Here is a 24,301-nt window from a genome sequence, read left to right as displayed (position 1 = left end):
GCGAATGTTGCTTTATATGTTTTGGGGAGGTGTTGCAGAGGCTCGTCCAGCCTGTGGGAGCGAATTCATTCGCGATGGAGCCTGAGGTCGATGCATCTATGTCGCGTGCAGGTTTTTTTGCGAATGAATTCGCTCCCACAGGGAAATCGTAGAAGGCCCAATTAAAAAACACCCCGACGAATCGGGGCGTTTTCTTTTGCGCTATGGGGTTCAACCATAGGGTAAAGCGGCGGAGGACAACGGTGCGCAGTAGCTGTGATCAACGGTGCACGGCTCTCCGCCAATTCGGTTACACGATCAGCGCACGCCTTCCTGACGCAGGGCGTTAGGCTGGAACTCGCTGGTGGTGGCCGTGAAGCCGAAGTCGTAAGCGCGTTTCTCTTCGTTCTTCATGCCCAGCGCCAGGTAACGGCCCGATTGCAGGTCGTACAGGGTTTCAACGGCGTACCACGGCACTTGCTTGTCGTAATAGTTCTCGGCATGGGCCTCGGCGACGCGCCACAGTTGGCCGCGACCGTCGTAGTGGTCGATCACCGCAGCCTGCCAGGTGTCTTCGTCGATGAAGAAGTCACGTTTGGCGTAGATGTGGCGTTGACCTTCTTTCAGGGTGGCGGTCACGTGCCAGACGCGGCGCAGTTCATAACGCGCCAGATCCTGGTTGATGTGGCCAGGACGGACAATGTCCGCGTACTTGAGCTTCGGATCGTCGAGCTTGTAGCTGTCGGACGCGATGTACATTTCCTGCTTGCCGATCAGCTTCCAGTCATAGCGATCCGGCGCGCCGTTGTACATGTCCAGGTTGTCGGAGGTACGCAGACCATCGGCCGCAGTACCCGGGCCGTCGTAAGACACTTGCGGCGCACGACGCACGCGGCGTTGGCCGGCGTTATACACCCATGCCGCGCGAGGCTCTTTCACCTGGTCGAGGGTTTCGTGCACCAGCAGCACCGAACCTGCCAGACGTGCTGGCGCCGTCACTTCCTGCTTGAAATAGAACAGGATGTTGCCTGGGTTCTTCGGATCGAAATCCTTCATCTTGTCGCGGAAGACGAATTGGTCCTCGAAATACACCGGGCTGAACGAACCGTTGGTTTGCGGCGTTACCTGCACCACCAGCCGCTTCACGCTGCCGCCGCGATAGCGGGTGATGTGGTTCCAGATCACTTCCAGGCCGTCTTTCGGAATCGGGAACGGCACGGCGGTTTCGAAGTTTTCCAGACCGTTACCGCCACCGACCAGCTTGGTGTTGACGGCATTTTTCTTGATGGCGGCGAACACGTCAGCGGGCACGGTCGCGCCACGGTGTGAAGGGTAGACCGGCATTTTGAAGGTGTCCGGGTAACGCTTGAACATCGCGTATTGGCCCGGCGCCAGGTTGTTCTTGTACTGCTCCACGTTCTGCGCGGTGATGATGAACAGCGGCTTCTCGTTGGCGTACGGGTTGGCCAGAAAGCCCTTGTCGTCCACGGCGCCCGCATTGGTCGGCAACGGGCTCCAGGCGGGGATGGTGTTGGCAGCGTTACCCGCCTTTTCCGCGCCCATCGGCGTCAGGGTCGTGCCCAGCTTGGCGGCTTCATCGGCAGAGACGGCCGCCATCACGCCGGTCGCCAGCAATGACAGGCCCAGTACTCCGACGTGCAGCAGACCCTTTGTTATTTTCATGTTCATAAGTCGTCCTTAGAAGTTCATACCGAAGCTGAGGGCCACGAAATCGCGGTCATCCACTGTGGTGTACTTGCCGTCGAAGAAGTTGGTGTAGGAGAGGTTGGCGGTATAGGTGTTCTGATATTCCGCTTCCAACCCCAGGCTGACCGCCTTGCGACCTTCTTCGAAGTTGCCGCCAGGACCTGGCGAATAACCGTCGACGTCATGGGACCAGGCCACGCTTGGCTTGAGGTTCACGCCAGCGAACACGCTGTTGTAGTCCCAGATGGCGCGAGCGCGGTAGCCCCACGAATCGGTGGTGGTAAAGCCGTCATTTTCGCAGTAGCGGCTGAGGTTATTGAGCGGCGCGCCTGCCAGGGTGCTGGCGTTGAGCGTGGTGCACTGACCATTTGGCAGAGGGCCAGGGCCATAGCTCGGGTCACGGCCGTAACGCAGTTTCGAGGTACTTTCCAGACCGCCAACGTGAGTCCAGCCCACCTCGCCGACCACGGTCAGACGTTCGGCACCCATCACCTGATCGAAGAAGTGGGTAAAGGTGGTTTGCGCCTGACTGATTTCTTTGCGGCGATAACCTTTCTGATCAGCACCTGGCGTGCCTTGCAGCAAGGCAACGCTGGAGTTCAGCGGGGTCAGGCCGGAATACAGAATGTCGGTGGTGTTCAACTGAACCGGGGCATTCGGACGGTAGCTCAGTTCACCGCTCCACGCGGTACCGGTAGGCAGCGTCGTGGAGAAGCTCAGCCCAAACAGGTGAATGTCTTCAGGGTATTCGACGTAGTAGCTGGAGTTGGCCGCGACGACAATAGGCAACAGGGTCGGCGCGAGACCGGCGGCGACGCCCAGAGGTACGCCCCTGCTTGCCAGACCACCCACCAGACCGGCGGCGCTATAGGCGCTGGCAGGGCCACCTTTGCCGCTGAAAATCGGCAGACGGCTGTGGTAGTTCATGTAATAGGCGCCGAATTCTGTGTCCAGCGGCTCGAAGTTGTAGTGCATCGCCAGGCCGTATTGGCCACTGTCGCGCGCATCGCGGTCCGGGCCACGCGCAACCACGGCGCCTTCGTCAGGATTGCCGAAGTTCACACCGCGTGCCGCCAGGGTTGCCTGCACGGGCCCGCGCAGGGCGGCAGGCAGGGCGGCGTTCAGGCTGTTGCGGGTACGCAGTACCGCAAGGTTATTCTGGCAACCGTCGGCAATCACGTCGGGCTGGGAGAAGAAGGTGCCGCAGTTGTCGACGACGGTCTGGTCCCATTCCAACTGGTAGAAGCCTTCAGCCGACAGGTTTTCGGTGAGGTTCTGCGACAGGTAGAACATGTTGACCGGAATCAGGCCTTCCTTGATTTCCGAGCCAGGACGGCGGAATGCAGATACGTCAATCGGGTTGATGCTGTTGATACCGCCGCCAATGAACGTGCTTTCACCCCAGTTGACGACTTGCTTGCCCAGACGCACCGAACCCGGTTCGTCGGCAATGGAATAGTTGTGATAGACGAATGCGTCGAGCAGCTGGAACCCGGATGACTTGGCACCCTCTTTACGGCCCGAATCGCTGATGTCCTTGAACTCGCGGCCTTCATCCTTGAGTTCGAAGTCATACCAGTACTTGCCCCGCATGAACACGCCGGTGTCGCCGTACTTCAGTTCCAGATCGTGAATGCCCTTGAAGATCTTCGAAAAGGTTTCCCCGCTTTTGAAGTTCAAGTGGCCGTCGTCGGAGGTTTGCGAGAGCCCGTGTCCGCCGTTGTTCGAACCGATCAGGTTCTTGTTGGCGTTCTCGGTCGACCAACTGGCGCCGATGGAGAGCGACGAGTCGAAATTACCTTCGATTTCACCGATGTTGAAACTGACGCCGAATGCAGGACCGGCGAGCGTAGAAGCGAGGCTGACGGCCAGAGGCAGTTTTGCCCGGCGCCAGAACAGGTTTGCTGATGTCATCGACGCTACTCCATGTGCTTTTATTTTTATGGCAGTGGGTGCTTCCAGAAACGACTCAGGCGGACGGATCCGCAGTGCCTGGGTGTCAACGCGTATCGGGCAGCCCATGTGAAGCTGCTAAACGACGTGGCGTTTTTCTCCGGTTCCAACCTACTGCCGACTATAGCCAGCAGGTGCTACTGCTTGATCCCTCTAAAGTGTGATTTGCAGCGTCAAAGCGTCTGGCACGCCGATTTCGACGCACTGACTGGCGCGGCAAGGGGAGGATGGCTGAATTTGGGGATTTGGCAAGGGAGACGCCGGGCGAGAGCGGTCGCAGCACATTGCCATGACCGAAATCAGGGCAATGCGCGCGAATAAAACGGTCAGCGGGTGGATCAGAGGGTGGAGAGAAACGCGCTGTTAGTGCTCTGCCATTCGATGATGTCCAGACGGATTCGCTTCTTGTCGAGCTTGCCGACACTGGTCTTGGGAATTTCGGTAACAAGCGCAATCTGGCTCGGGATCGCCCACTTGTTGATATGCCCCTGCTCCACGAACGGCTTGAGGTGTTCCTTCAACGCTTTGGCATCGATGACGTGCCCCTCATGGGCGACCAACAGCGCAAAAGGCCGCTCACCCCACTGCGGATCAGCGATCCCGACGACCGCGACCTCGCGCACGCCAGGATGGCGGCTGCACAGGTCTTCCAGCTCCAGTGACGACACCCACTCGCCACCCGTTTTGATTACGTCCTTGATGCGGTCCCGGATGTCGATGCCGCCCATGCTGTCCAGCGTGGCCACGTCGCCGGTGTGCAACCAGCCGCCCGCCCACAGCTCCGCGCCCTTCTCGGGCTCTCGGTAATACCCTTCGGTGAGCCACGGCGCGCGCAGCACCAACTCGCCTTGGGTCTCGCCATCGGAGGGCAGAAAGTTACCTTCGCCGTCGACGATCGCAGCCTCAACCAATACGCCCGGCGCGCCGGCTTTGATCCGGTACGTGGTGCGCTCGTCTTCGCTGCCCGCCATCAATTCTTCGTTCAAGTGCGCCACCGACACCAACGGACCGGTTTCGGACATGCCATACGCCGCGGTCAGCTGAATGCCCTTGGCCTTGGCCGCGTCATACAGCGAACGGTTGAGTGAGCTGCCGCCGATGATGATGTTCCAGCCGGTGAAATCGACGTCTTTGGCCGCTTTGGCATTGAGCACCATCTGCATGATGGTGGGCACGCAGTGGGAGAAATTCACTTTCTCCTTGCGCCACAACTCGACCAGCAGTTCAGGGTCGTACCGGCCGGGATAGACCTGCTTCACGCCAAGCATGGTCGCCGCATACGGCACGCCCCAGGCATGAACGTGGAACATCGGCGTGATGGGCATGTACACCTTGTCGGTGCACAACAACCCTTCGACGCTGCCCATGATCGTGGCCACGGCCATGGTGTGCAGGACCAGTTGGCGATGGGTGAAATACACGCCCTTCGGATTGCCGGTGGTGCCGGTGGTGTAGAACGTCGTCGCCACCGAGTTCTCATCGAAGTCCTCGAAGCGATACTGCGGGCTTGCCGCGGCCAGCAGGGTTTCGTACTCACCGACCAGGTTTGGCAAGTCGGCGGTCTTGTCGCCGGTATCGGAAATCAGCAGGGTCTTTTCAACCGTGGTGAGTTTGCTTTCGAAGCATTTATACAGCGGCAGGAACTCGCCGTTGACCAGCACGAGCTTGTCTTCGGCGTGGTTCATGGTGAACAGGATCTGATCCGGAGAAAGGCGCACGTTGATGGTGTGAATCACCGCGCCAATCATGGGAATCGCAAACATGCATTCCAGATACCGGTGGCTGTCCCAATCCATGACGGCAACCGTATCGCCCGCTTTTACCCCTGCCTCGGTCAGCACATTCGCAAGGCGGCAGATGCGCTCGTTGAGGGTCAGATACGAATAGCGTGATTGGTCCCGGTAGACGATTTCCCGCGTTTTTTCATAGCGGCTGCCCGACATCAGCAAGCGTTTGATCAACAGAGGGTACTGGTACGCGCCATCAGCTGGCGGAATCACGCGTGTCTGCAGCATAGGAATCCCTTTTCAAGATGCATGTGCGGTGCTGAAAATATGCACTCTAGAGCCATCACTCGCCACTCAAATCAGCCAAAGGGATGATTCGAATGACGAGTGACCATGCAGGCATTGCGCCATTTGAAAGGGCAAAACGGTCTTGCGGGCACGTTATGGCCTGGGTCGATATTTCAGTTTGCCTGCGTAAATGCCAGTTTCACGCCCAACGCCACCAGAACCCCACCCATGGCGCGGTCAAACCAGTGCCCCATGCGGGCGAAGCCTGCACGCACCCGTGGCTGGCTGAACAGACGAGCCACCAGGCAGAACCAGATGCCCGTCGCCAGCGCCAGATAAATACCGTAACCCGCCTGCACCAGCATCGGTGTGTGCGGATTGATCACGACCGTAAACAACGACAGGAAGAACAATGTGGCCTTGGGATTCAGGCCATTGGTCACGAAACCGGCGGTAAAGGCACCGCGCGCCGTGCGCTCACCTTTGGCGATGTCCACTGGTGCATCCGAAGCATTGGCCGGTTTGGCGCGCAAAGCCTTGATGCCGATATACAACAGGTAGGCTGCCGCCGCCCATTTCAATGCATTGAACAGCACGATGGATTGCGAAACGATCAGCCCGATCCCCAGCAGCGAATAACCCACGTGCAGGAAAATCGCCGTGCCCACGCCCATGGCGGTGTAGGTCCCGGCCTTGCGGCCATGGGTCACGCTTTCACGGACCACGACGGCAAAATCGGGGCCTGGGCTGGCGACAGCCAGCAGATGAATCAGGGCAACGGTGAGAAATTCCGTCCAGTACATGTGGGGACTCCAGGCGTTTTTACGAGCGGCAGGCTCTGGTAGGCTCGCTACCTTACGCCTCCCACTCACCGAGCAAAAGGTACAGCTGATGTCGAGTCAACGCAGAGCAGTTTTCCTGGATCACACCTCACTGGACCTCGGCGATCTGGACCTTGCCCCCTGGCGTGAAACCTTCAGCGAACTGATCCTGCATGCCAGCTCTACGGCGGATCAAGTCATTGAAAGACTGCAGGGCGCGCAGGTAGCAATTTCCAACAAGATCATGATCGATGCCGACGCAATCGCTGCATGTCCTGACCTGAAGCTCATATTGGTGACGGCGACAGGGGTCAATAATGTGGACCTTGAGGCCGCCCGCAAACACGGCGTCGTGGTGAGCAACTGCCAGGGTTATGGCACCCCTTCGGTGGCGCAGCACACGTTGATGTTGCTGTTGGCGATGGCCACGCGACTGCCGGACTATCAGCAAGCGATTCATCAAGGCATGTGGCAAAAATCCCGGCAGTTTTGCCTGCTGGATTTCCCCATTGTGGAGCTGGAAGGCAAGACGTTGGGCCTTCTGGGGCATGGCGAACTGGGTGGGGCGGTGGCGAAGCTCGCCGAAGCCTTCGGCATGCGCGTTCTGCTGGGCCAGATCCCCGGCCGCCCTGCTCGCCCCGACCGTTTGCCCCTGCACGAACTGTTGCCACAAGTGGACGCGCTGACGTTCCACTGCCCGCTTAACGAACACACTCGCGACATGATCGGCGCTCACGAATTGAGCCTGATGAAGCCCAAAGCGTTCATCGTCAACACCGCCCGTGGTGGTTTGATCAATGAGCAGGCGCTGGCCGATGCCCTGCGCAACGGTCACCTCGCCGGCGCTGCAACCGACGTGCTGACCGTTGAGCCTCCGGTCAACGGCAACCCGCTGCTCTCGGGCGATATCCCTCGCCTGATCATCACCCCGCACAGCGCGTGGGGCAGCCAGGAAGCCCGGCAGCGTATCGTTGGCCAGGTGAATGAGAATGCCTTGGCGTTTTATGCGGGCAAGCCCATCAGAGTCGTCAGCTGAGGCCTGTTGATCGGGTAGGAGCGCGTGCTCTACCCCTTTCTCCTGATAAACTTCGCTCTTTTTTTCAGGAGCCGAAGATGGACCCGCGCAGTGAAGTGTTACTCCGTCAGGCCGATTTGTTTCAGGGTTCTCTGCTGCTGACCGGCCTGCCTGCCGACGACCTGCTGAACACGCTGCCCAACGCGCGAGGCTGGAGCTGGCATGCGGGTGACTTCGCAGCGCTGGACGCACGCTTCGCCGGTCGCACTCACTTCGGCACCGAGGCGCCGGGTGAAGCGTTCGACGCCGCCGTGTTGTTCCTGCCCAAAGCCAAAGACCTCACCGACTACCTGCTCAACGCCCTGGCCTCGCGCCTGCAAGGCCGGGAGCTGTTCCTGGTCGGCGAAAAACGCGCAGGCATCGAGGCGGCTGCGCGTCAGCTGAGCCCGTTCGGACGTGCGCGCAAACTGGACAGCGCCCGCCACTGTCAGCTGTGGCAAGTCACCGTCGAACAAGCGCCTCAGCCAGTCGAGCTGAACAGCCTCGCTAAACACTTCGAGATTGAGATGGAAGGCGGCCCTTTGAAAGTGATCAGCCTGCCGGGCGTTTTCAGTCACGGCCGGCTCGACCGGGGCTCGGCGCTGCTGCTGGAGAATCTCGACCGATTGCCCACCGGTCATTTGCTGGATTTTGGATGCGGTGCGGGCGTGCTGGGTGCTGCGGTCAAACGTCGCAGCCCGGACATGAACGTCACCCTGCTGGATGTCGACGCATTCGCCACCGCCAGCAGCCGTCTGACGCTGGCGGCCAACGGTCTTGAGAGCGACGTATTGACCGGTGACGGCATCGACGCCGCCCCCCATCATCTGGACGTCATTCTGACCAATCCGCCCTTTCATACCGGCGTCCACACCGACTACGCCGCGACGGAGAACCTGCTGCGAAAAGCACGCGAACACCTGAAAAAAGGCGGCGAACTTCGCTTGGTTGCCAACAGTTTCCTGCGCTATCAACCGATCATCGAGCAGCACCTTGGCGTATGTGCCGTCATGGCCGAAGGTCAGGGGTTCAGGATTTACCGCGCCAAACGTGCGTGAAAATTAGCGCTTGCCGAACACGATTCGTGTAGGCAGAATCCGCTCCGTCCTAGGGGAGTAGTCTCCCACGAGCGCCACGCTCGTCCGGCGCGCATCAACATACTTGGTCCTCAGACCATGGTGCGTGCGACCCCAGATCCGCTTAGACGGATCGGTGGTTTGACAAGACCTATGACACGAACATCCTGACCCGGGGCGGGGAGGTTGTACGTGTCATAGCCGTGTCGACCCGCCCCTTAGGAAAATCCTGATGCTGGAATCCCTGTTGGTCCCTACCGCGGTCGTCGCACTGGCCGAAATCGGTGACAAGACCCAACTCCTCGCGCTTATCCTCGCAGCCCGCTTTCGCAAGCCTTGGCCGATCATCGCCGGCATTGTCGCGGCTACGCTGGCCAACCATGCGGCGGCCGGTGCCGTTGGTGCCTGGTTCAGCAGTTTCTTCTCCGACGCCATGTTGCACTGGATCCTCGCCGCGAGCTTCACCGCCACCGCGTTGTGGACGCTGGTCCCGGACAAGATGGACGACGACGAAGCCAGCACTGCGCGCAAGTTCGGCCCTTTCATGACCACGTTGATTGCGTTCTTCATCGCCGAAATCGGTGACAAGACGCAGATCGCCACAGTGATGCTGGCGGCGCAATACTCCTACCTGTGGCTGGTGATCCTGGGCACAACGCTGGGCATGCTGATTGCCAACGTACCGGTGGTGCTGGCGGGTAACTTCGCAGCAGAAAAACTGCCGCTGACCCTGATTCGCCGATTGGCAGCCGGTGCGTTCTTCATCCTGGCGATCGTTGCGGTGTACAAGGCGATGCAGGTCAGCGGCTGGGTGTAACCCGGAGCTGAACACCGGCTTCTCCCGTCGTGCCTCTGTACTTCTGTGGGAGCGAGCTTGCTCTGGGCCGCATCGGACGAAAGCGTCAGATCAGACACATCAATGTCGACTGATCAATCGCATCGCGGGCAAGCGCGCTCCTACAGTGATCTGTGTTAGCTCAAGACTTCGGCGCCTGCTCGTACAGAGGCATCACCTTCGGAATGGCGGCCTGTAACGAGGCAATGCGGTTCGCCGAAGCCGGGTGAGTGCTTATGAACTCCGGCTGCGATGCCCCGGCTTGAGCTTCCATCTTCTGCCAAAGCGTAATCGCGGCATTCGGGTTGTAACCGGCACGTGCCGACAGCTCAAGACCTAACAGGTCAGCTTCATTCTCGTTGGCCCGGCTGTTCGGCAGCGTGAGGCTGTAATTGACCACGGTGTCGGCCAGCGCGAGGCTGTCCTGCCCCAGGCCCAGCAACGAACCTGCGCCCTGCTTCGCCATCTGAATGCCGTACGCCTTGGACATGGCTTCGCGCCCGTGTTCGCGCAAGGCATGCGCGATTTCATGACCCATCACCGCTGCCAGCTCATCGTCACTGAGCTTCAGCGTGTCGATCAGCCCGGTGTACACGATGATTTTGCCGCCAGGGCCGCAGTTGGCGTTCAGTTCATCGCTCTTGATCAGGTTCACTTCCCATTGCCATTGCGCCGCATCCGGACGCAGTTTCGGCGCCTGGGCGATCAGGCGGTTGGCGACATTCTGCACGCGCTTGGCCTCGGCGCTGCTCTTGTCCAGCACGCCTTTGGACGTGGCCTCGGTAACGGTCTGCTGATAGGACTGGGCATACATCTGGTTGACCTGATCGGTCGACAGCATGCTGAACATGTATTGCTTGCGCTCGACACCCACCGAATCTCCGCTGGTGGTGTTGACGGCCTGACAGCCTGCAACCAGCAGCGCTGCGCTAAGCGCACAAAGAGCAAAGGTCTGACGCATTGTGTATCTCCTTCGAAACAAGGCGCTCATCCTAGGCGGTACGCCGCCCGAGTGCCAGATGGCAGCCGTTTGCCATGCAAATAGACCTGTAAAAAACGCACATCCGTAACAGCTTTAAAACATTTCCCCTCTCTCTTTGTGAACTCATGAACGCCTTTAAATCCGGGCCATCCAGCCAACTTGCCCAAAAGCGACCCACAGGCATCAAAAACGGCCATTTCGTCGTTTTCATCTCATGGAAATTCAGGGCAAGGCGATAGCTCTTTCAGGCGTAATTTCGCGTCCGGAGCCCTTATGAAGTTCAAATCAATCCAGTTTTCAGTGGCCGCACTGGCGGGTGCCATCGTGCTCAGCGTGGTGGCGGCCCTCGTGCTCTACTCGCTCTTTTCAGGCGCCCGCACGCAAGCACTGGTGGACCAACGCACCACGGCGCTATTCGAGCAAGCCACCGAGCAACGCCTGACGGCCATTGCACGCACACAAGCCAGCGACATTCAGCGCGAACTGGAAGCGCCGCTCAACACGGCCGCCGGACTGGCCACGACCAACGCCGTCATCGGCATGAAGGACGCCAAAGGCGAGCCGTTGCTGAAGATCAGCCGTGAGCAGTTGCTCAACGTGTTGCATGAAACCGTCGTACGTAACCCGAAGATCCTGGGCGCCTACATCGGTTGGGAACCTAATGCCCTTGACCACAATGACGTGGCGTATGCCGAAGCGCCAATCACCGGTGTCGACCCCAAAGACGGCCGGTTCATGGCCTGGTGGTACCGCAAACCTGACGGCACGTTCAATCTGGAGAAACTGGCGAGCCTGGAAGACCAGAAAGTCCTGTCCACCGGCATTCGCTCGAGCGAGTACTACCTGTGCTCGCGTGAAACCCGCAAACCCTGCGTGATCGACCCCGCGCCTTATAAGGTGGGCGGCAAGATGGTCATGCTCTCCTCATTCATCGAGCCCATCATGGTGGACGGCCAGTTTCAGGGCATCGTCGGGGCCGACCTGTCGGTAAACTTCATTCAGGACATGCTCGAAACCGCCGACAAGAAACTCTACAACGGCGCGGGTGATCTGGCGCTGATTGCCACCAACGGCCGCCTCGTGGCCTACACCAAGGACACCAGCAAGCTGGGCGAGAAAGCCAGCGAGATCCTCGACGCCAACGAAGTCGCGAACCTGACAAACCTGACCAAAGGGGACGTGCGTTACGACATCGACAAGGAGCACGGCCACATCGAGCTGTATCTGCCCTTTGGCATCGGCAACACCGATGCACGCTGGACGCTGATGATCCGCATGCCGGTCAGCGCGGTGATGGCGGACCTGCAGAAGCTGCAAAGCGACCTGGCGCATCAGCGCGACACGGATATTTTCGGGATGACCATGGTTGGCTTGTTGATCGCCGCGCTGGGCCTGCTGATCGTCTGGTTCGTCGGCCGTGGCATCGCCCGTCCGCTGAAGCAGATGGTTGCGATGCTCGACGACATCGCCAAAGGCGAAGGGGATCTGACGCGTCGTCTGACCAGCGATCGCGCCGACGAGCTGGGCTCGATCGCCAGCGGTTTCAACACCTTCCTGGGCAAGCTGCAGGTCATGATCAGTCAGGTCGTGACGTCAGTGCAGAAGGTCAGCGACTCGTCCGAGCACACCGCCGACATTGCGATTCGCACCAACAAAGGCGTGCACAAACAGATGGCCGAGATCGATCTGGTCGCGACCGCCGTGCACGAAATGACCGCGACCGCGCAAGACGTCGCGCGCAATGCAACTCAGGCCGCACAAGCCGCCAACCATGCGGACGACGCCGCTAACCAGGGCATGCGTATCGTCCACAACACGTCGGCCTCCATCAGCGAGCTGGCGGTGGAAATCGGCCGTGCAGTGAGCGTGGTGCAGACGCTGGCCAAGGACAGTGAAAACATCAACGCGATCCTCACGGCCATTCGCGGGATCGCCGAGCAGACCAACCTGCTGGCGTTGAACGCAGCGATTGAGGCAGCCCGTGCCGGTGAACAGGGACGCGGGTTTGCGGTGGTGGCCGATGAAGTGCGCAATCTGGCGCAGAAGACGCAGCAAGCGACCGAAGAAATCCAGACCATGATCCAACAGCTGCAGAGCGGCACGCGACAAGTGGTCAAGGTCATGGAAGACAGCCAGAGCAAGACCGACGAAAGTGTTGGGCATGCCGCCGAGGCCGCACAGGCCCTGGAAAGCATTACCAAGGCTGTGTCGGTGATCAACGACATGAACACCCAGATCGCCAGCGCGGCGGAAGAGCAAAGCGCGGTCGCCGACGACATCAACCGCAACGTGATCAATATCGGTCAGGTGGCGAACGAAGTGGCCGGTGGCGCGGATGAGTCGAGCCAGGCGAGCGCCGAACTGACCAAACTGGCAGAGCAGCAGCGCCGGTTGATCAATCAGTTCAGGGTTTGATGAGCTTCAGTAGGGCGCCAGTTTTCTGAGTGTGCCGGCTTGCTGGCGAATGCGGGGTGTCAGTCACCGTCGATGTACCTGACCCACCGCATCGCTGCCCTCGTAACCTCGGACGTCTCCTACAGGTACTGCGTCGTTCCGATGATTTGCGGTCGATATCCAATCTGTAGGAGCCGGCTTGCTGACTCACCGACCTGAAGTGCACCACAGATCCGGTAGACGCAGAGGGTCAGAACCTGCATGCCCACGCGGGGCGTGGGTACGATCAACACACCGCGATGCTTCGTTCGCCTGATCAACCCACATCAAATGGGCAAATGGTAACCCTGTGGGAGCGAATTCATTCGCGATACGTCAGTACAGCCGATGGAGATGCATCGCCTGAAGAATCGACTCGCGAATGAATTCGCTCCCACAGAGGGTCTGCTCTAGTCATCGAGGATCGCGGGGAACTTGCCGACGCTACAGCGGCGTAAGGCATTCCGGCGCATTAAGCTTCGGATCGTTCACCAGATTGGCCAGCGGACGCTCTCGCAGCTGCCTCTGCGGTGCGGCGAGCAACGACTGCAACGTCACCAGCGAGCTGTCAGGGTCGAGCCAGGCAGCCTGCCCTTCTTCATCGAGAATCAGCGGCCTGCGCTGATTCATCGCCGCTTGCGTCACCACCGCCACGCTCAGATAGACGTGCTCTTGCACCGGGTAAGCCTCCCAGATCGCCGCAAAATACAGCGTCGAGCCCTCGGCCGGCGTCAGCCAGAACGGCCGCTTGCGCACCGTACCGCGCCACTCGTAGAAACCGTTGGCGGGGAGCAGACAGCGGCGCTCACGAAACGCCTGACGGAACATCGGTTGTTCGGCCAGGGTTTCTGCCCGCGCGTGGGCAGGCGTTCGCGACATGTCGGTCAGCCACGGCGGAGTCAGTCCCCAGCGCGCTCTGGCCACTTCACGCCCGGCCTCGCCCTCCTCGCTCGCCCGGACCATCAGCACCGAATCGTGGGGCGAAATATTCCACTGCGCCTGCTGGTCCGCCGGAAATCCGGGCAAGGCCGCAAACGCGGGCGTCCAACGAAACAGCGCATAACGTCCACACATGGGCTCAGGGCAACTCTTCTGAAAAGCGAATGAAGCCGCGCAGGACAGGCCTCAGCACAACAACACATCGGGGTAGCTGTCAGGCTCATCGCCCGACAACGGAAAGGCGCCATTGTACTCAGTGATCAACTGGCGTGCCCGATCGGCCTCATCATCCTGCACCGCCAGCCCCAAAAGGCCGAACACCGGCAACTCGCCGATCCCGCCCAGCAAGTGGCGTCCGGTGATGTGCGACTCGATGCCTTCGCTGGCGAGCATGGACTGCAACAGCTCGCCTTCCATCATGTTTTCCGGTTCATAGATTTTGCGCATCAGTCGTTCTCGGCACGGACATCCAGATCCCATTGTTCGCCATCGGTTTGCAGATGAAATTCGATGGGACGACAGCACACATGACAATCTTCGATGAAGTTGTGGTCGCCTTCCGACAGGTCCAGGACCGTCTCTCCCGGTTCGCCGCAATAAGGGCACTCGTAAGGCGCTGCAGGTTGTATTTCGTGCATCACAGTCTCCGAGAGCAGTTTTGCGTATAATCGCCGACTTGTTTGCAGGCCGAGCTTAATTTCTCATCATCCGGGCGTAAAACCGGACTCGACCTACCTTTACCCTAGCCGTTTCCAACAAGAGAGCATGATGGGCGAATTCGATGCCATCCGACCGTACGACGACACCGAAGTAAAAGCCGTACTCAACCGGCTACTGGGTGACAAGGCGTTCCTCGCGATCCTCACGCATTTCCGTTTTCCACGTCTGGCCGGTTCCCTCGGCTGGATCCTTCAGCCTGCCATCGCGCGCAAGCTGCGCCGTCAGTTTGCCGGCATCGAGACCGTTGCGGCCTTGCAGGACAAGGTCGAGCATTACGTCGACCATACGATTGAACGGGCCACCGATGGTGTGACCTACACCGGTGTGGAGCAGTTCAAGTCCGGCGTGGCTTACCTGTTTCTGGCCAACCACCGGGATATCGTGATGGACCCGGCGTTCGTCAACTATGCCGTGTACCACGCAGGCTTGCCGACGCCGCGGATCGCCATCGGCGACAACCTGCTGCAAAAGCCGTTCGTCAGCGACCTGATGCGCCTGAACAAGAGCTTCATCGTGCATCGCTCCATCACCGGACGCCGCGAAAAGATGGCGGCGTACCAGTTGCTGTCGGCCTACATCAATCACTCGATTCGCAACGACTGCCAGTCGATCTGGATCGCACAGGCCGAAGGTCGCGCCAAAGATGGCGACGACCGCACCGAGTCGGCGATCCTCAAGATGTTCCACATGAGTCGCAAGGACGAGCCGTTTGGCGAAGTCATTCAGTCGCTGAACCTGACGCCGGTCTCGATCAGCTACGAGTACGATCCATGCGACCAGGCGAAGGCCCGCGAGCTGTACATCCGCGCGACCACCGGCAGTTACACCAAGGCACCGGGCGAGGACGATGTCAGCATCGCGCTGGGCATCACCGGCTACAAAGGCCGCGTCCACGTCAACTTCGCACCGCCGATTACCGAGCTGTTCGACGACACCAAGCAACTGGCGATCGAAATGGACCGGCAGATCCTCGGCGGCTACCGCCTGTTCCCGGTGCATTATCTGGCGTACGCGCAGTGGGACGATGCCGATCCGAGCCTGAAAGTACCTGCCGCTGCAAAGATTTTCCCGGCAGACGAGCTCGAGCGCGCGAAAGAAGAATGGCAACGCCGCCTGGAGGGCTGCGCCGAAGAGCACCGTCCGTATCTGGTGCTGCAATACGCGACGCCGGTGCGCAATCAGTATCGGGTCAAGGCGGGACTGCCGCTGTAACACTGGTCGCTTCACGAAAAACGGCGCCCCGACAGGCGCCGTTTTTTATTGCCTCACAGATGAGGCGGCAACCACAACAAACCCTGTGGGAGCGAATTCATTCGCGATCGGCCTGCTGGATCAACGCATCTCTGGCGCCTGAAAGACTTTTCACGAATTACTTCGCTCGTGCAAAGGCCCGAGCGCACGTCCCGCGATGGGCGACGAGATCAAAGTTTGGTGCTTACCCACGACAGCAGCAATGCAAACCCCAGGCACGCCGCGCCGATGCGATAACTCAGGCGGATCATGCGCAGGGTGGGCACGTCCATCAAGTGCATGGGCTCGTCGATGGGCGCTTGTTCAGTGAGTTTGTGCAGATGCGTGGTTTCACGCTGCTCGAGATTGCGGGTGGTGTGCAACAGCCAGATTCCCGGCCCGGCGGCAAGCAGCGCAAGGGCGTTGAGGATCATTCCAGGAGACTGTTGAAGGAGTGACATGGAACCTCGATGACGCCAGATCCGGGCGCCGCGAATTCGGTTTGGGGCTGACCTCAAGGTACTGCGTGTCACCTTAACGTCACCTGAACCGTTCACTGTGTAGCACCTCAACTCGACCACCCGGATACGGAGAGCGTCATGCTGCACGCCCACAACCAGGACCGCCTTTACCTCATTGCCCCGAGTGACGAACAGGAAGCGCTCATCGACGCGCTGGCCTTCAACGTCCAGGACAGGCATTGGCTGGTGTACTGCGCACTGGGTGGCCACGCACATAACGACCTGCCGGAGATGGACCTGGAAACGGGTTACAGCTTTCTGGATTTCTACCAGGCGGCGTAAACCCGAGCCCCAACAAAAAGCCCCCGGCTTCTCACGAAACCGGGGGCTTTTTTATACAGCTAGGCGGGTTATTGACCCAGCAGGCGGCCGATTGTCTGATCCTGGAACAGCCGGGTCAGCGCATCGCTGAGCACGTCGCTGATCAGTTTGGTGTTCGTTTCTTCGTTGGGCGCCATGCCGAAACGCTGGTCCAGCGACGCTGCATAACGACCGCTGTAGCTGTGACCGTTGTTCTGCACGTCAGCGCGGAAGGTCGAACTGATGTTCGCTTCAGTCACGTACAGGCCTTCTTTGGGCGACTGATACTTGAGGTCAGCAAGGGTGATGGTCAGCTGTGGGCCGTTGCCGCCTTGAACAGGCGTAAAGCCCAGCAGACGCACGGCAGCTTCGGCCTGGGCCTGGAGCTGCGGAACCACTTGCTGGCTGTTGACCGTAATCGAACTGGTTTCAGGGTACAGCCCACCGCGGGTGCCAAGGGTCTGCGACTGGCGACCGTCGACAACCCGAACCACCACCTGCTGACCGTGCCCGACAGGCGCCAGCTGGCTGTTCAACTTGGGTTGTGGGCTAAGCGACTGCGGGCTGTGGGCACACCCCACCAGCGTCAGACTGCCTACAGCAAGCAAACCGAACAAAACGCGACGCAACATGCTCATTTCTCCATGGGCCAAGGCACAAATTGTGCCGCAGTATAGCGACCTCGCAAGGTCGCTCACTAGCGTAAAGATACGACAAAGTGCCATCGCACCGGTTCCTGACGCCCTCGTTATTCGTGACATCCAAAAGATACGCGTCGACACCATTACGCAATGTGGACGTCATGGGGATGTCATCGCCGCACGGCATACTTTTCTCAAAGGCCCAACAGCGCTTCCCACATCAAGGAGTCTTCCCATGGACTTTCTCTGGTCTCTGTTCTCGCTTCGTCGCCGTTATCGTCACTATGCTCGCGTGGACACATACGGCGTGTGCGTTTCGTTCAAGCACTGCGCCGTAGCACCTCAGGGTCATGACTGGGTGGAAATCACCGAAGCCAATCTGACCTGGCTGCACCAGCCTCTGCCCGCCAGCGCCCGCATCACGCCCCGCACGCGTGCGATTACCGCCCGGCAATTGCTCAGCATCTGACCGAACGGCGAATAAAAGTCATTTTTTCTGGATCAATTCTGCGCGTTTCATCGCTATAATCTCCCCCCGATTATAAGGACGTCTCCTGATCGGGCCTCGCAGCATCGTTGATACCGCGTATCAACTCCTCCGTATCGCCCACAGAGAGCCTTCCACACAGACATGTGCAGCCCGGTGTGTCCGCGACGCAGGCGCAAAAACGTCGATTCGCTCGAACCTTTTGCGCACGCCAATGCCCACACTGTGTTTGAACCTGATCTGCCAGAGCTGCCATCGCGCAGCCCTTTTTGAGGTTTGCGTCTCCAAAAGAGCGCGAAAAAAACGGGTTTTCACAACTTCACAAGAGTGTGGCGAGCAAATGAATAGTTACGCGTTTGTACATGCACCATTAGCGTCTGACCCAGCCCCCTTGCAAAGGACCGACTGCAGCGCAGCCTCCACAACCGGAGTCTGAAGCCTGTCCACTACGGATTTGGTTGCATAACCGGACGTCTTGACGATAGTCGAATGGCTGTTCGGGCCGAAAAATGCGTTCATGCTTGCACTACAAAAGCATCGACCAGGCCCCTGCGGTGGCGTCCGCTGAAGATGCAAAAAATTGCGAAGAATCGGACATGCCGATCCCGGCCGGGTTGTACGAGGCACTGCGCGAACCCCGCGCCGCCCGCACCCGGCAACTGACCTCGGGGTCCATGCCGTCAATTTGGTGCTGCAGATTTTGGAGACGCGTTAATGGCGCATAACGAAGCAGTCGATGTGGTACTGGTCGGGGCAGGCATCATGAGTGCCACCCTTGCAGTGCTGCTCAAGGAGCTCGACCCAAGCCTCAAGCTTGAGGTTGTCGAACTGATGGATTCCGGTGCCGCCGAGAGTTCTAACCCATGGAACAACGCCGGCACCGGCCATGCAGGCCTGTGCGAGCTGAACTACACGCCGGAAATGGCCGATGGCTCCATCGACATCAAAAAAGCGATTCATATCAACACTCAGTTCGAAGTCTCGAAGCAGTTCTGGAGCTATCTGGCTCGCACGGGCACCTTCGGTTCCTCGCGCTCGTTCATCACGCCGGTGCCGCACCTGAGCTTCGTTCAGGGTGAGAAAGGCATGGCGTACCTCAAAAAACGCTACGAAGCGCTGCGCAAACACCACGCGTTCGCATCGATGGAGTACACCGAAGACAAGGCCACGCTGGCCGAGTGGATGCCGCTGATGATGCCTGGCCGTCCGGCTGATGAGCCGATCGCCGCCACGCGCGTCATGCACGGCACCGATGTGAACTTCGGCAACCTGACTAATCAATTGCTCAAACACCTGTCCAGCGCTCCCGATGCGCAGGTCAAGTATTGCAAGCGCGTCACAGGCCTGAGCCGTAAAGGCGATGGCTGGAGCGTGACCATCAAGGACGTCAACAGCGGTGGCACCCGCGAAATCGACGCCAAATTCGTGTTCCTCGGCGCCGGTGGCGCGGCCCTGCCGCTGCTGCAGATGTCGGGCATCGAAGAAGGCAAAGGTTTTGGCGGCTTCCCGGTCAGCGGCCAGTGGCTGCGCTGCGACAACCCTGAAGTTGTAAAACGTCACCAGGCCAAGGTGTACAGCCAGGCTGCGGTGGGTTCCCCGCCGATGTCGGTTCCACACCTGGACACCCGCGTGGTCGACGGCAAGACCTCCCTGCTGTTCGGCCCGTACGCCGGTTTCACCACCAAGTTCCTCAAGCACGGTTCGCTCATGGACCTGCCGCTGTCGATCCGCGCCGCCAACATCGCACCGATGCTGGCCGTAGCCCGCGACAACATGGACCTGACCAAGTACCTGATCAGTGAAGTGCGGCAGTCCATGGAACAGCGTCTGGATGCCCTGCGTCGCTTCTACCCTGAAGCGAAAGCCGAGGACTGGCGCCTTGAAGTGGCCGGTCAGCGTGTGCAGATCATCAAGAAGGATCCGAAGAAAGGCGGCGTTCTGCAATTCGGTACCGAACTGGTTTCGGCCAAGGACGGTTCCCTTGCGGCGTTGCTGGGCGCATCCCCGGGTGCTTCGGTCACTGTTTCGATCATGCTCGACCTGATCGAACGCTGCTTCCCTGAAAAGGCTCGTACCGAATGGGCCGCCAAGCTGAATGAGATCTTCCCGGCTCGGGAGAAGATTCTGGAAACCGACGCGCAGCTGTATCAGCGTGTCAGCGCCCAGAGCGACGAGAGCCTGGACCTGGTCCCAAGCAGCCAGGCGGCAAGCTTCGCTTGATTCAGAGCCTGCTCTGAATCGGTGAGATTACTGAAAGCCCCGCCCACGCAGCGGGGTTTTCAGTTTTATTCCGACATCACCGGCTCACTGTGCAGCTCGCCTGCAATCAGCCTCGAGCCTTGGCAATCAATTCGATGTAGTCCTCGGCGTTACGCTGATCCTTGATCAGTGCGACGAAGTCATTGCCGTGGGCGTCTTTGCCATCCAGGTCGTAGCCCGCTTCCTTGAAGAACACCAGAAAACGCCCGAAGTCATCAATTCGCAGGCCACGATAGGCTTTGATCAGCTTGTGCAGGGACGGGGAAGTCGCATCCACCGGCTCGAAATCCAGGAACAGTTTGATCTGGGCGTCGCCGATTTCATCGCCAATCACCTGCTTCTTATCTTTACGCATTGCTGACTCCAACTGACTTGCGGGACATTTTCACGGGCGGGCAGTTTACCCCTCGCCCGACCACAGGCTCAACGCGCGCGTACACTGCCCGTGTGCACGTCGGCCCAGACATGACCATTGGCGTAACTGAGAAACTGGCAATAAACCTTCTCGTTGCGCAGCAAATCCAACAGCACGCGGTACTGGCTGGCAGGGTAATACAGGGTCAAGGTGCGGCTTGGCTCGTCGTAAGCGGGTTTTTTCAGGCTTTTGCTTTCGCCGTCAAAATGAATAAGCACTTCGGAAATCGTGGCGCCCTTGTTCATCGGCTTGCCCTTGAGGCGCAGGGTCAGCGGTGAAGTCACAGGAATCGGCTGCTGATTGGACTGACGCTGGCTGCCCACCACCACCGAATAGTCCGTGATCTGCAGCAATTGCTGCTGTTCGGGTTCTCCTTCACGCACCGACAACTCATCGGGCGGCAGGTATTGGGCGTGCATGGGTTCGGCGACAACAGGCGTGGCCATTGGCAGGCTCAACAACACCAGCAAGGCAGCTCTACGGCGAAAGGACAAAGGCATGATGGCTCCCCGAAAAATCAGGGGAGCACTCTAGCATGGAGAAGACGTGCCTCAGCCCGGGGCGGGCAGGACGTTTTCACGATTTAATACGTGCGCTTTCAGGTGGCTCAATTCATCTCGACCTGGACGGCGTAACCGCGACCCGGGGTGTTGTTGAGGACCTTGGCGCGACAGGTCGCTGGCTCACTGCCTTGGGACTGAGCGTCTGCCCAGTAGCGAGGGAGGATGGTGACGTTACCGCCGCTCTGACTCGGTCGCATGTCGTGACCCAGACGAAACAGGCAGACCTTGTGCGCGCTGCTGTAGCGGAACGAGGCCTGATCGACAGTGGGGTTGTTCAACGGGATGTTGACGACCGCAAACGTGCCGGGCGTGACGCGATAACTGGCGGCCGACTCACCGGCCAGGCTCCAGCTCGAGGAGGTCAGGTCCAGCGCGCGCTGGCCTTGATTGACCACGTCCACGGTGGCGATGAGTTGCGCGGCCTGAGCCAATTGAGCGAGGAACATTGTCGAGGCGAACGCGGCGGCAATGCCGGCGCTCATGTGTTTCAAATTCATGTTGCTAACGTCCATTCAAGTAAAAAGGCTTTGCCCCGGATCGATCTCTGTCTCTCCGGGTACTGCGCCGAGTTTGCTGAAATGGAACGTTTACGAAATGTAAGAAAGCCGATTCGGGAAGTCAGACGCTTCCCTGATCGCCTTACATGCCCTTAACGGCGTAGATGCCAGCGGCGTTGCGCCAGTAACCCTTGTAATCCATGCCGTAACCGAAGATATAGCGGTCGATGCACGGCAGACCGACGAAGTCGGCTTTGAGGTCAGGACGCGCCTTGCGGTCGTGGTCCTTGTCGATCAGCACGGCCGTGTGGACGGCGCTTGCGCCCGCGTGCTTACAGAAGTCGATGATCGCGCCAAGGGTATGACCTTCGTCGAGGATGTCGTCGATGATCAACACATCGCGGTCGATGAACGACACTTCGGGCTTGGCTTTCCAGAACAGCTCGCCGCCGCTGGTTTCGTTGCGATAGCGCGTCGCGTGCAGGTAAGAAGCTTCCAGCGGGAAGTTCAGGTGCGTCAGCAGCTTGCCGGCGAAAATCAGGCCACCGTTCATCACGCAGAAGACGACCGGGTTACGTTCGGCCAACACACTGTTGATTTGCTGACCGACGCGGGCGATGGACGCCTCGACTTCGGCCTCGGTGTACAGGCAGTCAGCCTCGCGCATGATTTGACGGATATGCTCGAGATCAGCGGACATGACGCTCTCCAAGGGGGGCTGTGGAAGGAAAAGCGGGCAAAGGTACGCATCGGACAACGTCAGGGCAAGTCTTTCTGGACTAACGTTGCACTGGCGTCCCATTAATGTCAGAAACGCGATCCTAACCGGTAAGACAAGTTACAGCTGAATAGATTAATCTAAGCCGTTTTTTTTGCCCGCCCGCTGGAGCCGTCCCCTTATGCCCATTCGTGAGATCCGCCATCCGCTGATCCGTCACAAACTCGGTCTCATGCGCCGAGCCGATATCAGCACCAAGAACTTTCGTGAACTGGCTCAGGAAGTCGGCGCACTGCTGACCTACGAAGCGACCAAAGACCTGCCGCTGGAGACTTACGACATCCAGGGCTGGGCCGGTACTGTCCAGGTCGAGAAGATCGCTGGCAAAAAGATTACCGTGGTCCCGATCCTGCGCGCGGGCATCGGCATGCTCGAAGGCGTCCTCAGCCTGATCCCAGGCGCCAAGGTCAGTGCCGTGGGCGTCGCACGCAACGAAGAAACCCTCGAAGCGCACACCTACCTGGAAAAACTCGCCCCCGAGATCGACCAGCGTCTGGCCTTGATCATCGACCCGATGCTGGCCACCGGCGGCTCGATGGTCGCCACGATCGACCTGCTGAAAAAAGCCGGTTGCCGCGACATCCGCGCCATGGTCCTGGTGGCTGCGCCGGAAGGCATCGCCATCGTCGAGAAGGCGCATCCGGACGTGAACATCTACACAGCGTCCATCGATGAACGCCTGAACGAACAGGGTTACATCATTCCGGGCCTGGGCGATGCCGGTGACAAGATTTTCGGCACCAAACAAAAGGACGCCTGATGAAGCAGGACGAGTTTAACGATCCACTCTGGCGCACCGTATTGTCGGGCGCGCAGATGCTCTTCGTGGCCTTCGGCGCCCTGGTCTTGATGCCGCTGATTACCGGGCTCGATCCCAACGTCGCATTGTTTACCGCAGGGTTGGGCACGCTGTGCTTTCAACTGGTGACAGGCCGTCAGGTGCCGGTATTCCTGGCGTCCAGCTTCGCTTTCATCACCCCGATCATTCTCGCCAAGGGCCAATTCGGCCTCGCGGCGACCATGGGCGGCGTGATGGCGGCAGGCTTCGTCTACACCTTCCTGGGCCTGGCGGTGAAGATCAAAGGCACGGGTTTCATCGATCGGCTTCTGCCGCCGGTGGTGATCGGGCCGGTCATCATCTCCATCGGTCTTGCGATGGCACCCATTGCCGCCAACATGGCCATGGGCAGAACCGGTGACGGCGCGGCTGAGCTGATTCCCTATCACACCGCCATCGTGATCTCGATGGCGGCACTGCTGACGACATTGATCGTTGCGGTGTTCGGCAAAGGCATCTTCCGCCTGGTCCCGATCATCTCCGGTGTGTTGGTGGGATTTGCCCTGTCGTTCTATTTCGGTGTGGTGGATGTCGCCAAGATCGCCGCCGCACCGTGGCTGGACATCCCTCACTTCACGGCGCCGGAGTTCAACTGGCAGGCGATCCTGTTCATCGTGCCGGTGGCGCTGGCCCCAGCGATCGAACACATCGGTGGCGTGATTGCCGTCGGCAGTGTGACGGGCCGTGATTACCTGAAGAAGCCCGGCCTGCATCGCACGCTGCTGGGTGACGGCATCGCGACCACGGTCGCTGGCGCTTTCGGCGGCCCGCCCAACACCACGTATGCCGAAGTGACCGGCGCGGTGATGCTGACCAAGAACTACAACCCCAAGATCATGACCTGGGCAGCGATCTTCGCCATTACACTGGCCTTCATCGGTAAATTCGGCGCGCTGCTGCAGAGTATTCCGGTGCCGGTGATGGGCGGGATTCTGTGCCTGTTGTTCGGCTCTATCGCCGCAGTGGGCATGAACACGCTGATCCGGCACAAAGTCGACCTGGCCGAGGCGCGTAACCTGGTGATCGTTTCGGTGACGCTGGTGTTCGGTATCGGCGGCGTGCTGATCGGCACGGGCAACGGCCCGGATGATTTCGGGATGAAGGGCATTGCCCTGTGCGCAGTGACGGCGATTGTGCTGAACCTGATCCTGCCGGGCAACGATGCCTGGAAGAACAAGCATCTGGATGATCAGTTGCCGTAGCTTCAACGCCTCTTTGTAGGAGCGCGCTTGCCCGCGATAGCGTCGGCACATCCAGC

24 protein-coding genes, 1 pseudogene and 1 riboswitch are annotated in these 24,301 nt (G+C 59.5%); of the genes and pseudogenes, 11 read left to right on the top strand and 14 right to left on the bottom strand.

What is annotated here, in order from left to right:
- Nucleotides 1–297 precede the first annotated feature (297 nt).
- The 4 genes from AB4N84_RS14885 to AB4N84_RS14870 all read right to left on the bottom strand — a co-directional run bounded on the left by AB4N84_RS14885 (nucleotide 298) and on the right by AB4N84_RS14870 (nucleotide 6,457).
- Entirely contained in the window at nucleotides 298–1,662 is a 1,365-nt protein-coding gene (locus AB4N84_RS14885) for a DUF1329 domain-containing protein (protein WP_460046885.1), read from the bottom strand.
- A 15-nt stretch (nucleotides 1,663–1,677) separates the two neighbouring features.
- Nucleotides 1,678–3,600, bottom strand: coding sequence for a DUF1302 domain-containing protein (locus AB4N84_RS14880; protein ID WP_460046884.1), 1,923 nt, complete (start codon nucleotides 3,598–3,600; stop codon nucleotides 1,678–1,680).
- Between the two features lie 377 nt (nucleotides 3,601–3,977).
- The gene (locus AB4N84_RS14875) at nucleotides 3,978–5,654 is read right to left on the bottom strand and encodes a fatty acid--CoA ligase (protein ID WP_460046883.1); all 1,677 of its coding nucleotides are present in this window, start codon (nucleotides 5,652–5,654) and stop codon (nucleotides 3,978–3,980) included.
- 173 nt (nucleotides 5,655–5,827) lie between these two features.
- On the bottom strand, nucleotides 5,828–6,457 hold the full coding sequence (locus AB4N84_RS14870) for a LysE family translocator (protein ID WP_074753576.1): 630 nt from the start codon (nucleotides 6,455–6,457) through the stop codon (nucleotides 5,828–5,830).
- An 88-nt stretch (nucleotides 6,458–6,545) separates the two neighbouring features.
- On the opposite strand from AB4N84_RS14870, the gene AB4N84_RS14865 reads away from it, so the two are divergent.
- The 3 genes from AB4N84_RS14865 (at nucleotide 6,546) to AB4N84_RS14855 (ending at nucleotide 9,422) form a co-directional block, all read left to right on the top strand.
- Entirely contained in the window at nucleotides 6,546–7,511 is a 966-nt protein-coding gene (locus AB4N84_RS14865; RefSeq protein ID WP_460046881.1) for a 2-hydroxyacid dehydrogenase, read from the top strand.
- 77 nt (nucleotides 7,512–7,588) lie between these two features.
- Nucleotides 7,589–8,587 carry a methyltransferase gene (locus tag AB4N84_RS14860; RefSeq protein WP_460046880.1) on the top strand — a complete coding sequence of 333 codons (999 nt, stop codon included), beginning with the start codon at nucleotides 7,589–7,591 and terminating at the stop codon, nucleotides 8,585–8,587.
- A gap of 39 nt (nucleotides 8,588–8,626) precedes the next feature.
- Nucleotides 8,627–8,748: riboswitch (yybP-ykoY riboswitch) on the top strand.
- Nucleotides 8,749–8,837: 89 nt separating this feature from the next.
- On the top strand, nucleotides 8,838–9,422 hold the full coding sequence (locus tag AB4N84_RS14855; RefSeq protein ID WP_074753573.1) for a TMEM165/GDT1 family protein: 585 nt from the start codon (nucleotides 8,838–8,840) through the stop codon (nucleotides 9,420–9,422).
- Nucleotides 9,423–9,582: 160 nt separating this feature from the next.
- Here AB4N84_RS14855 and AB4N84_RS14850 read toward each other — a convergent pair whose 3' ends face one another.
- Nucleotides 9,583–10,401 carry a M48 family metallopeptidase gene (locus tag AB4N84_RS14850; RefSeq protein WP_460046879.1) on the bottom strand — a complete coding sequence of 273 codons (819 nt, stop codon included), beginning with the start codon at nucleotides 10,399–10,401 and terminating at the stop codon, nucleotides 9,583–9,585.
- A 294-nt stretch (nucleotides 10,402–10,695) separates the two neighbouring features.
- Between AB4N84_RS14850 and AB4N84_RS14845 the strand changes: the two are divergent.
- Both AB4N84_RS14845 and AB4N84_RS14840 read left to right on the top strand, forming a co-directional pair.
- A pseudogene (locus AB4N84_RS14845) lies at nucleotides 10,696–11,931 on the top strand (cache domain-containing protein); the annotation flags it as partial.
- A gap of 63 nt (nucleotides 11,932–11,994) precedes the next feature.
- The gene (locus AB4N84_RS14840) at nucleotides 11,995–12,837 is read left to right on the top strand and encodes a methyl-accepting chemotaxis protein (protein WP_425262231.1); all 843 of its coding nucleotides are present in this window, start codon (nucleotides 11,995–11,997) and stop codon (nucleotides 12,835–12,837) included.
- 462 nt (nucleotides 12,838–13,299) lie between these two features.
- Here the strand turns inward: AB4N84_RS14840 and AB4N84_RS14835 are convergent, their stop codons facing one another.
- Genes AB4N84_RS14835 through AB4N84_RS14825 form a run of 3 tightly spaced genes read right to left on the bottom strand, consistent with a single transcriptional unit; the run spans nucleotide 13,300 to nucleotide 14,432 of the window.
- Complete coding sequence (locus AB4N84_RS14835) at nucleotides 13,300–13,929, bottom strand: SOS response-associated peptidase (RefSeq protein WP_460046878.1); 630 nt, start codon at nucleotides 13,927–13,929, stop codon at nucleotides 13,300–13,302.
- A 51-nt stretch (nucleotides 13,930–13,980) separates the two neighbouring features.
- Complete coding sequence (locus AB4N84_RS14830; RefSeq protein WP_074753569.1) at nucleotides 13,981–14,241, bottom strand: putative signal transducing protein; 261 nt, start codon at nucleotides 14,239–14,241, stop codon at nucleotides 13,981–13,983.
- The gene (locus AB4N84_RS14825; RefSeq protein WP_074753568.1) at nucleotides 14,241–14,432 is read right to left on the bottom strand and encodes a CPXCG motif-containing cysteine-rich protein; all 192 of its coding nucleotides are present in this window, start codon (nucleotides 14,430–14,432) and stop codon (nucleotides 14,241–14,243) included. Before AB4N84_RS14825 ends, AB4N84_RS14830 begins: the two co-directional genes overlap by 1 nt.
- 130 nt (nucleotides 14,433–14,562) lie before the next feature.
- Between AB4N84_RS14825 and AB4N84_RS14820 the strand changes: the two genes are divergently transcribed.
- A complete protein-coding gene (locus AB4N84_RS14820; RefSeq protein WP_083370693.1) occupies nucleotides 14,563–15,726 on the top strand; it encodes a 1-acyl-sn-glycerol-3-phosphate acyltransferase in 1,164 nt (387 codons plus the stop codon).
- Nucleotides 15,727–15,935: 209 nt separating this feature from the next.
- Here AB4N84_RS14820 and AB4N84_RS14815 read toward each other — a convergent pair whose 3' ends face one another.
- The gene (locus tag AB4N84_RS14815; RefSeq protein WP_460046876.1) at nucleotides 15,936–16,205 is read right to left on the bottom strand and encodes a hypothetical protein; all 270 of its coding nucleotides are present in this window, start codon (nucleotides 16,203–16,205) and stop codon (nucleotides 15,936–15,938) included.
- 138 nt (nucleotides 16,206–16,343) lie between these two features.
- On the opposite strand from AB4N84_RS14815, the gene AB4N84_RS14810 reads away from it, so the two are divergent.
- On the top strand, nucleotides 16,344–16,547 hold the full coding sequence (locus tag AB4N84_RS14810; RefSeq protein WP_074753565.1) for a hypothetical protein: 204 nt from the start codon (nucleotides 16,344–16,346) through the stop codon (nucleotides 16,545–16,547).
- A 68-nt stretch (nucleotides 16,548–16,615) separates the two neighbouring features.
- Here AB4N84_RS14810 and AB4N84_RS14805 read toward each other — a convergent pair whose 3' ends face one another.
- On the bottom strand, nucleotides 16,616–17,197 hold the full coding sequence (locus AB4N84_RS14805) for a YajG family lipoprotein (RefSeq protein ID WP_460046874.1): 582 nt from the start codon (nucleotides 17,195–17,197) through the stop codon (nucleotides 16,616–16,618).
- A gap of 244 nt (nucleotides 17,198–17,441) precedes the next feature.
- Here AB4N84_RS14805 and AB4N84_RS14800 point away from each other — a divergent pair, with 244 nt between their 5' ends.
- Nucleotides 17,442–17,675 (top strand): hypothetical protein, encoded by a 234-nt coding sequence (locus AB4N84_RS14800; protein WP_460046873.1) that lies wholly within the window; start codon nucleotides 17,442–17,444, stop codon nucleotides 17,673–17,675.
- Nucleotides 17,676–18,407: 732 nt separating this feature from the next.
- Complete coding sequence (gene mqo, locus AB4N84_RS14795) at nucleotides 18,408–19,913, top strand: malate dehydrogenase (quinone) (RefSeq protein ID WP_074753562.1); 1,506 nt, start codon at nucleotides 18,408–18,410, stop codon at nucleotides 19,911–19,913.
- Between the two features lie 106 nt (nucleotides 19,914–20,019).
- On the opposite strand, the gene AB4N84_RS14790 is transcribed toward mqo, so the two are convergent.
- The 4 genes from AB4N84_RS14790 to AB4N84_RS14775 all read right to left on the bottom strand — a co-directional run bounded on the left by AB4N84_RS14790 (nucleotide 20,020) and on the right by AB4N84_RS14775 (nucleotide 22,127).
- Nucleotides 20,020–20,307: a PA4642 family protein gene (locus AB4N84_RS14790; RefSeq protein ID WP_460046872.1), complete on the bottom strand. Its 288-nt coding sequence runs from the start codon at nucleotides 20,305–20,307 to the stop codon at nucleotides 20,020–20,022.
- Nucleotides 20,308–20,375: 68 nt separating this feature from the next.
- A complete protein-coding gene (locus AB4N84_RS14785) occupies nucleotides 20,376–20,867 on the bottom strand; it encodes a hypothetical protein (protein WP_460046871.1) in 492 nt (163 codons plus the stop codon).
- 107 nt (nucleotides 20,868–20,974) lie between these two features.
- On the bottom strand, nucleotides 20,975–21,427 hold the full coding sequence (locus AB4N84_RS14780; RefSeq protein ID WP_460046869.1) for a hypothetical protein: 453 nt from the start codon (nucleotides 21,425–21,427) through the stop codon (nucleotides 20,975–20,977).
- A 142-nt stretch (nucleotides 21,428–21,569) separates the two neighbouring features.
- Nucleotides 21,570–22,127 (bottom strand): hypoxanthine-guanine phosphoribosyltransferase, encoded by a 558-nt coding sequence (locus AB4N84_RS14775; protein WP_074753557.1) that lies wholly within the window; start codon nucleotides 22,125–22,127, stop codon nucleotides 21,570–21,572.
- 199 nt (nucleotides 22,128–22,326) lie between these two features.
- Here AB4N84_RS14775 and upp point away from each other — a divergent pair, with 199 nt between their 5' ends.
- Entirely contained in the window at nucleotides 22,327–22,965 is a 639-nt protein-coding gene (upp, locus tag AB4N84_RS14770; RefSeq protein WP_074753556.1) for a uracil phosphoribosyltransferase, read from the top strand.
- Complete coding sequence (locus tag AB4N84_RS14765; RefSeq protein ID WP_074753555.1) at nucleotides 22,965–24,245, top strand: uracil-xanthine permease family protein; 1,281 nt, start codon at nucleotides 22,965–22,967, stop codon at nucleotides 24,243–24,245. Before upp ends, AB4N84_RS14765 begins: the two co-directional genes overlap by 1 nt.
- Nucleotides 24,246–24,301: the final 56 nt, after the last annotated feature.

The organism is Pseudomonas sp. S2_H01 (genome assembly GCF_054668305.1).
The sequence above is the reverse complement of the archived record's forward strand: the minus strand, read 5'-3'. Positions and strand labels throughout refer to the sequence as shown.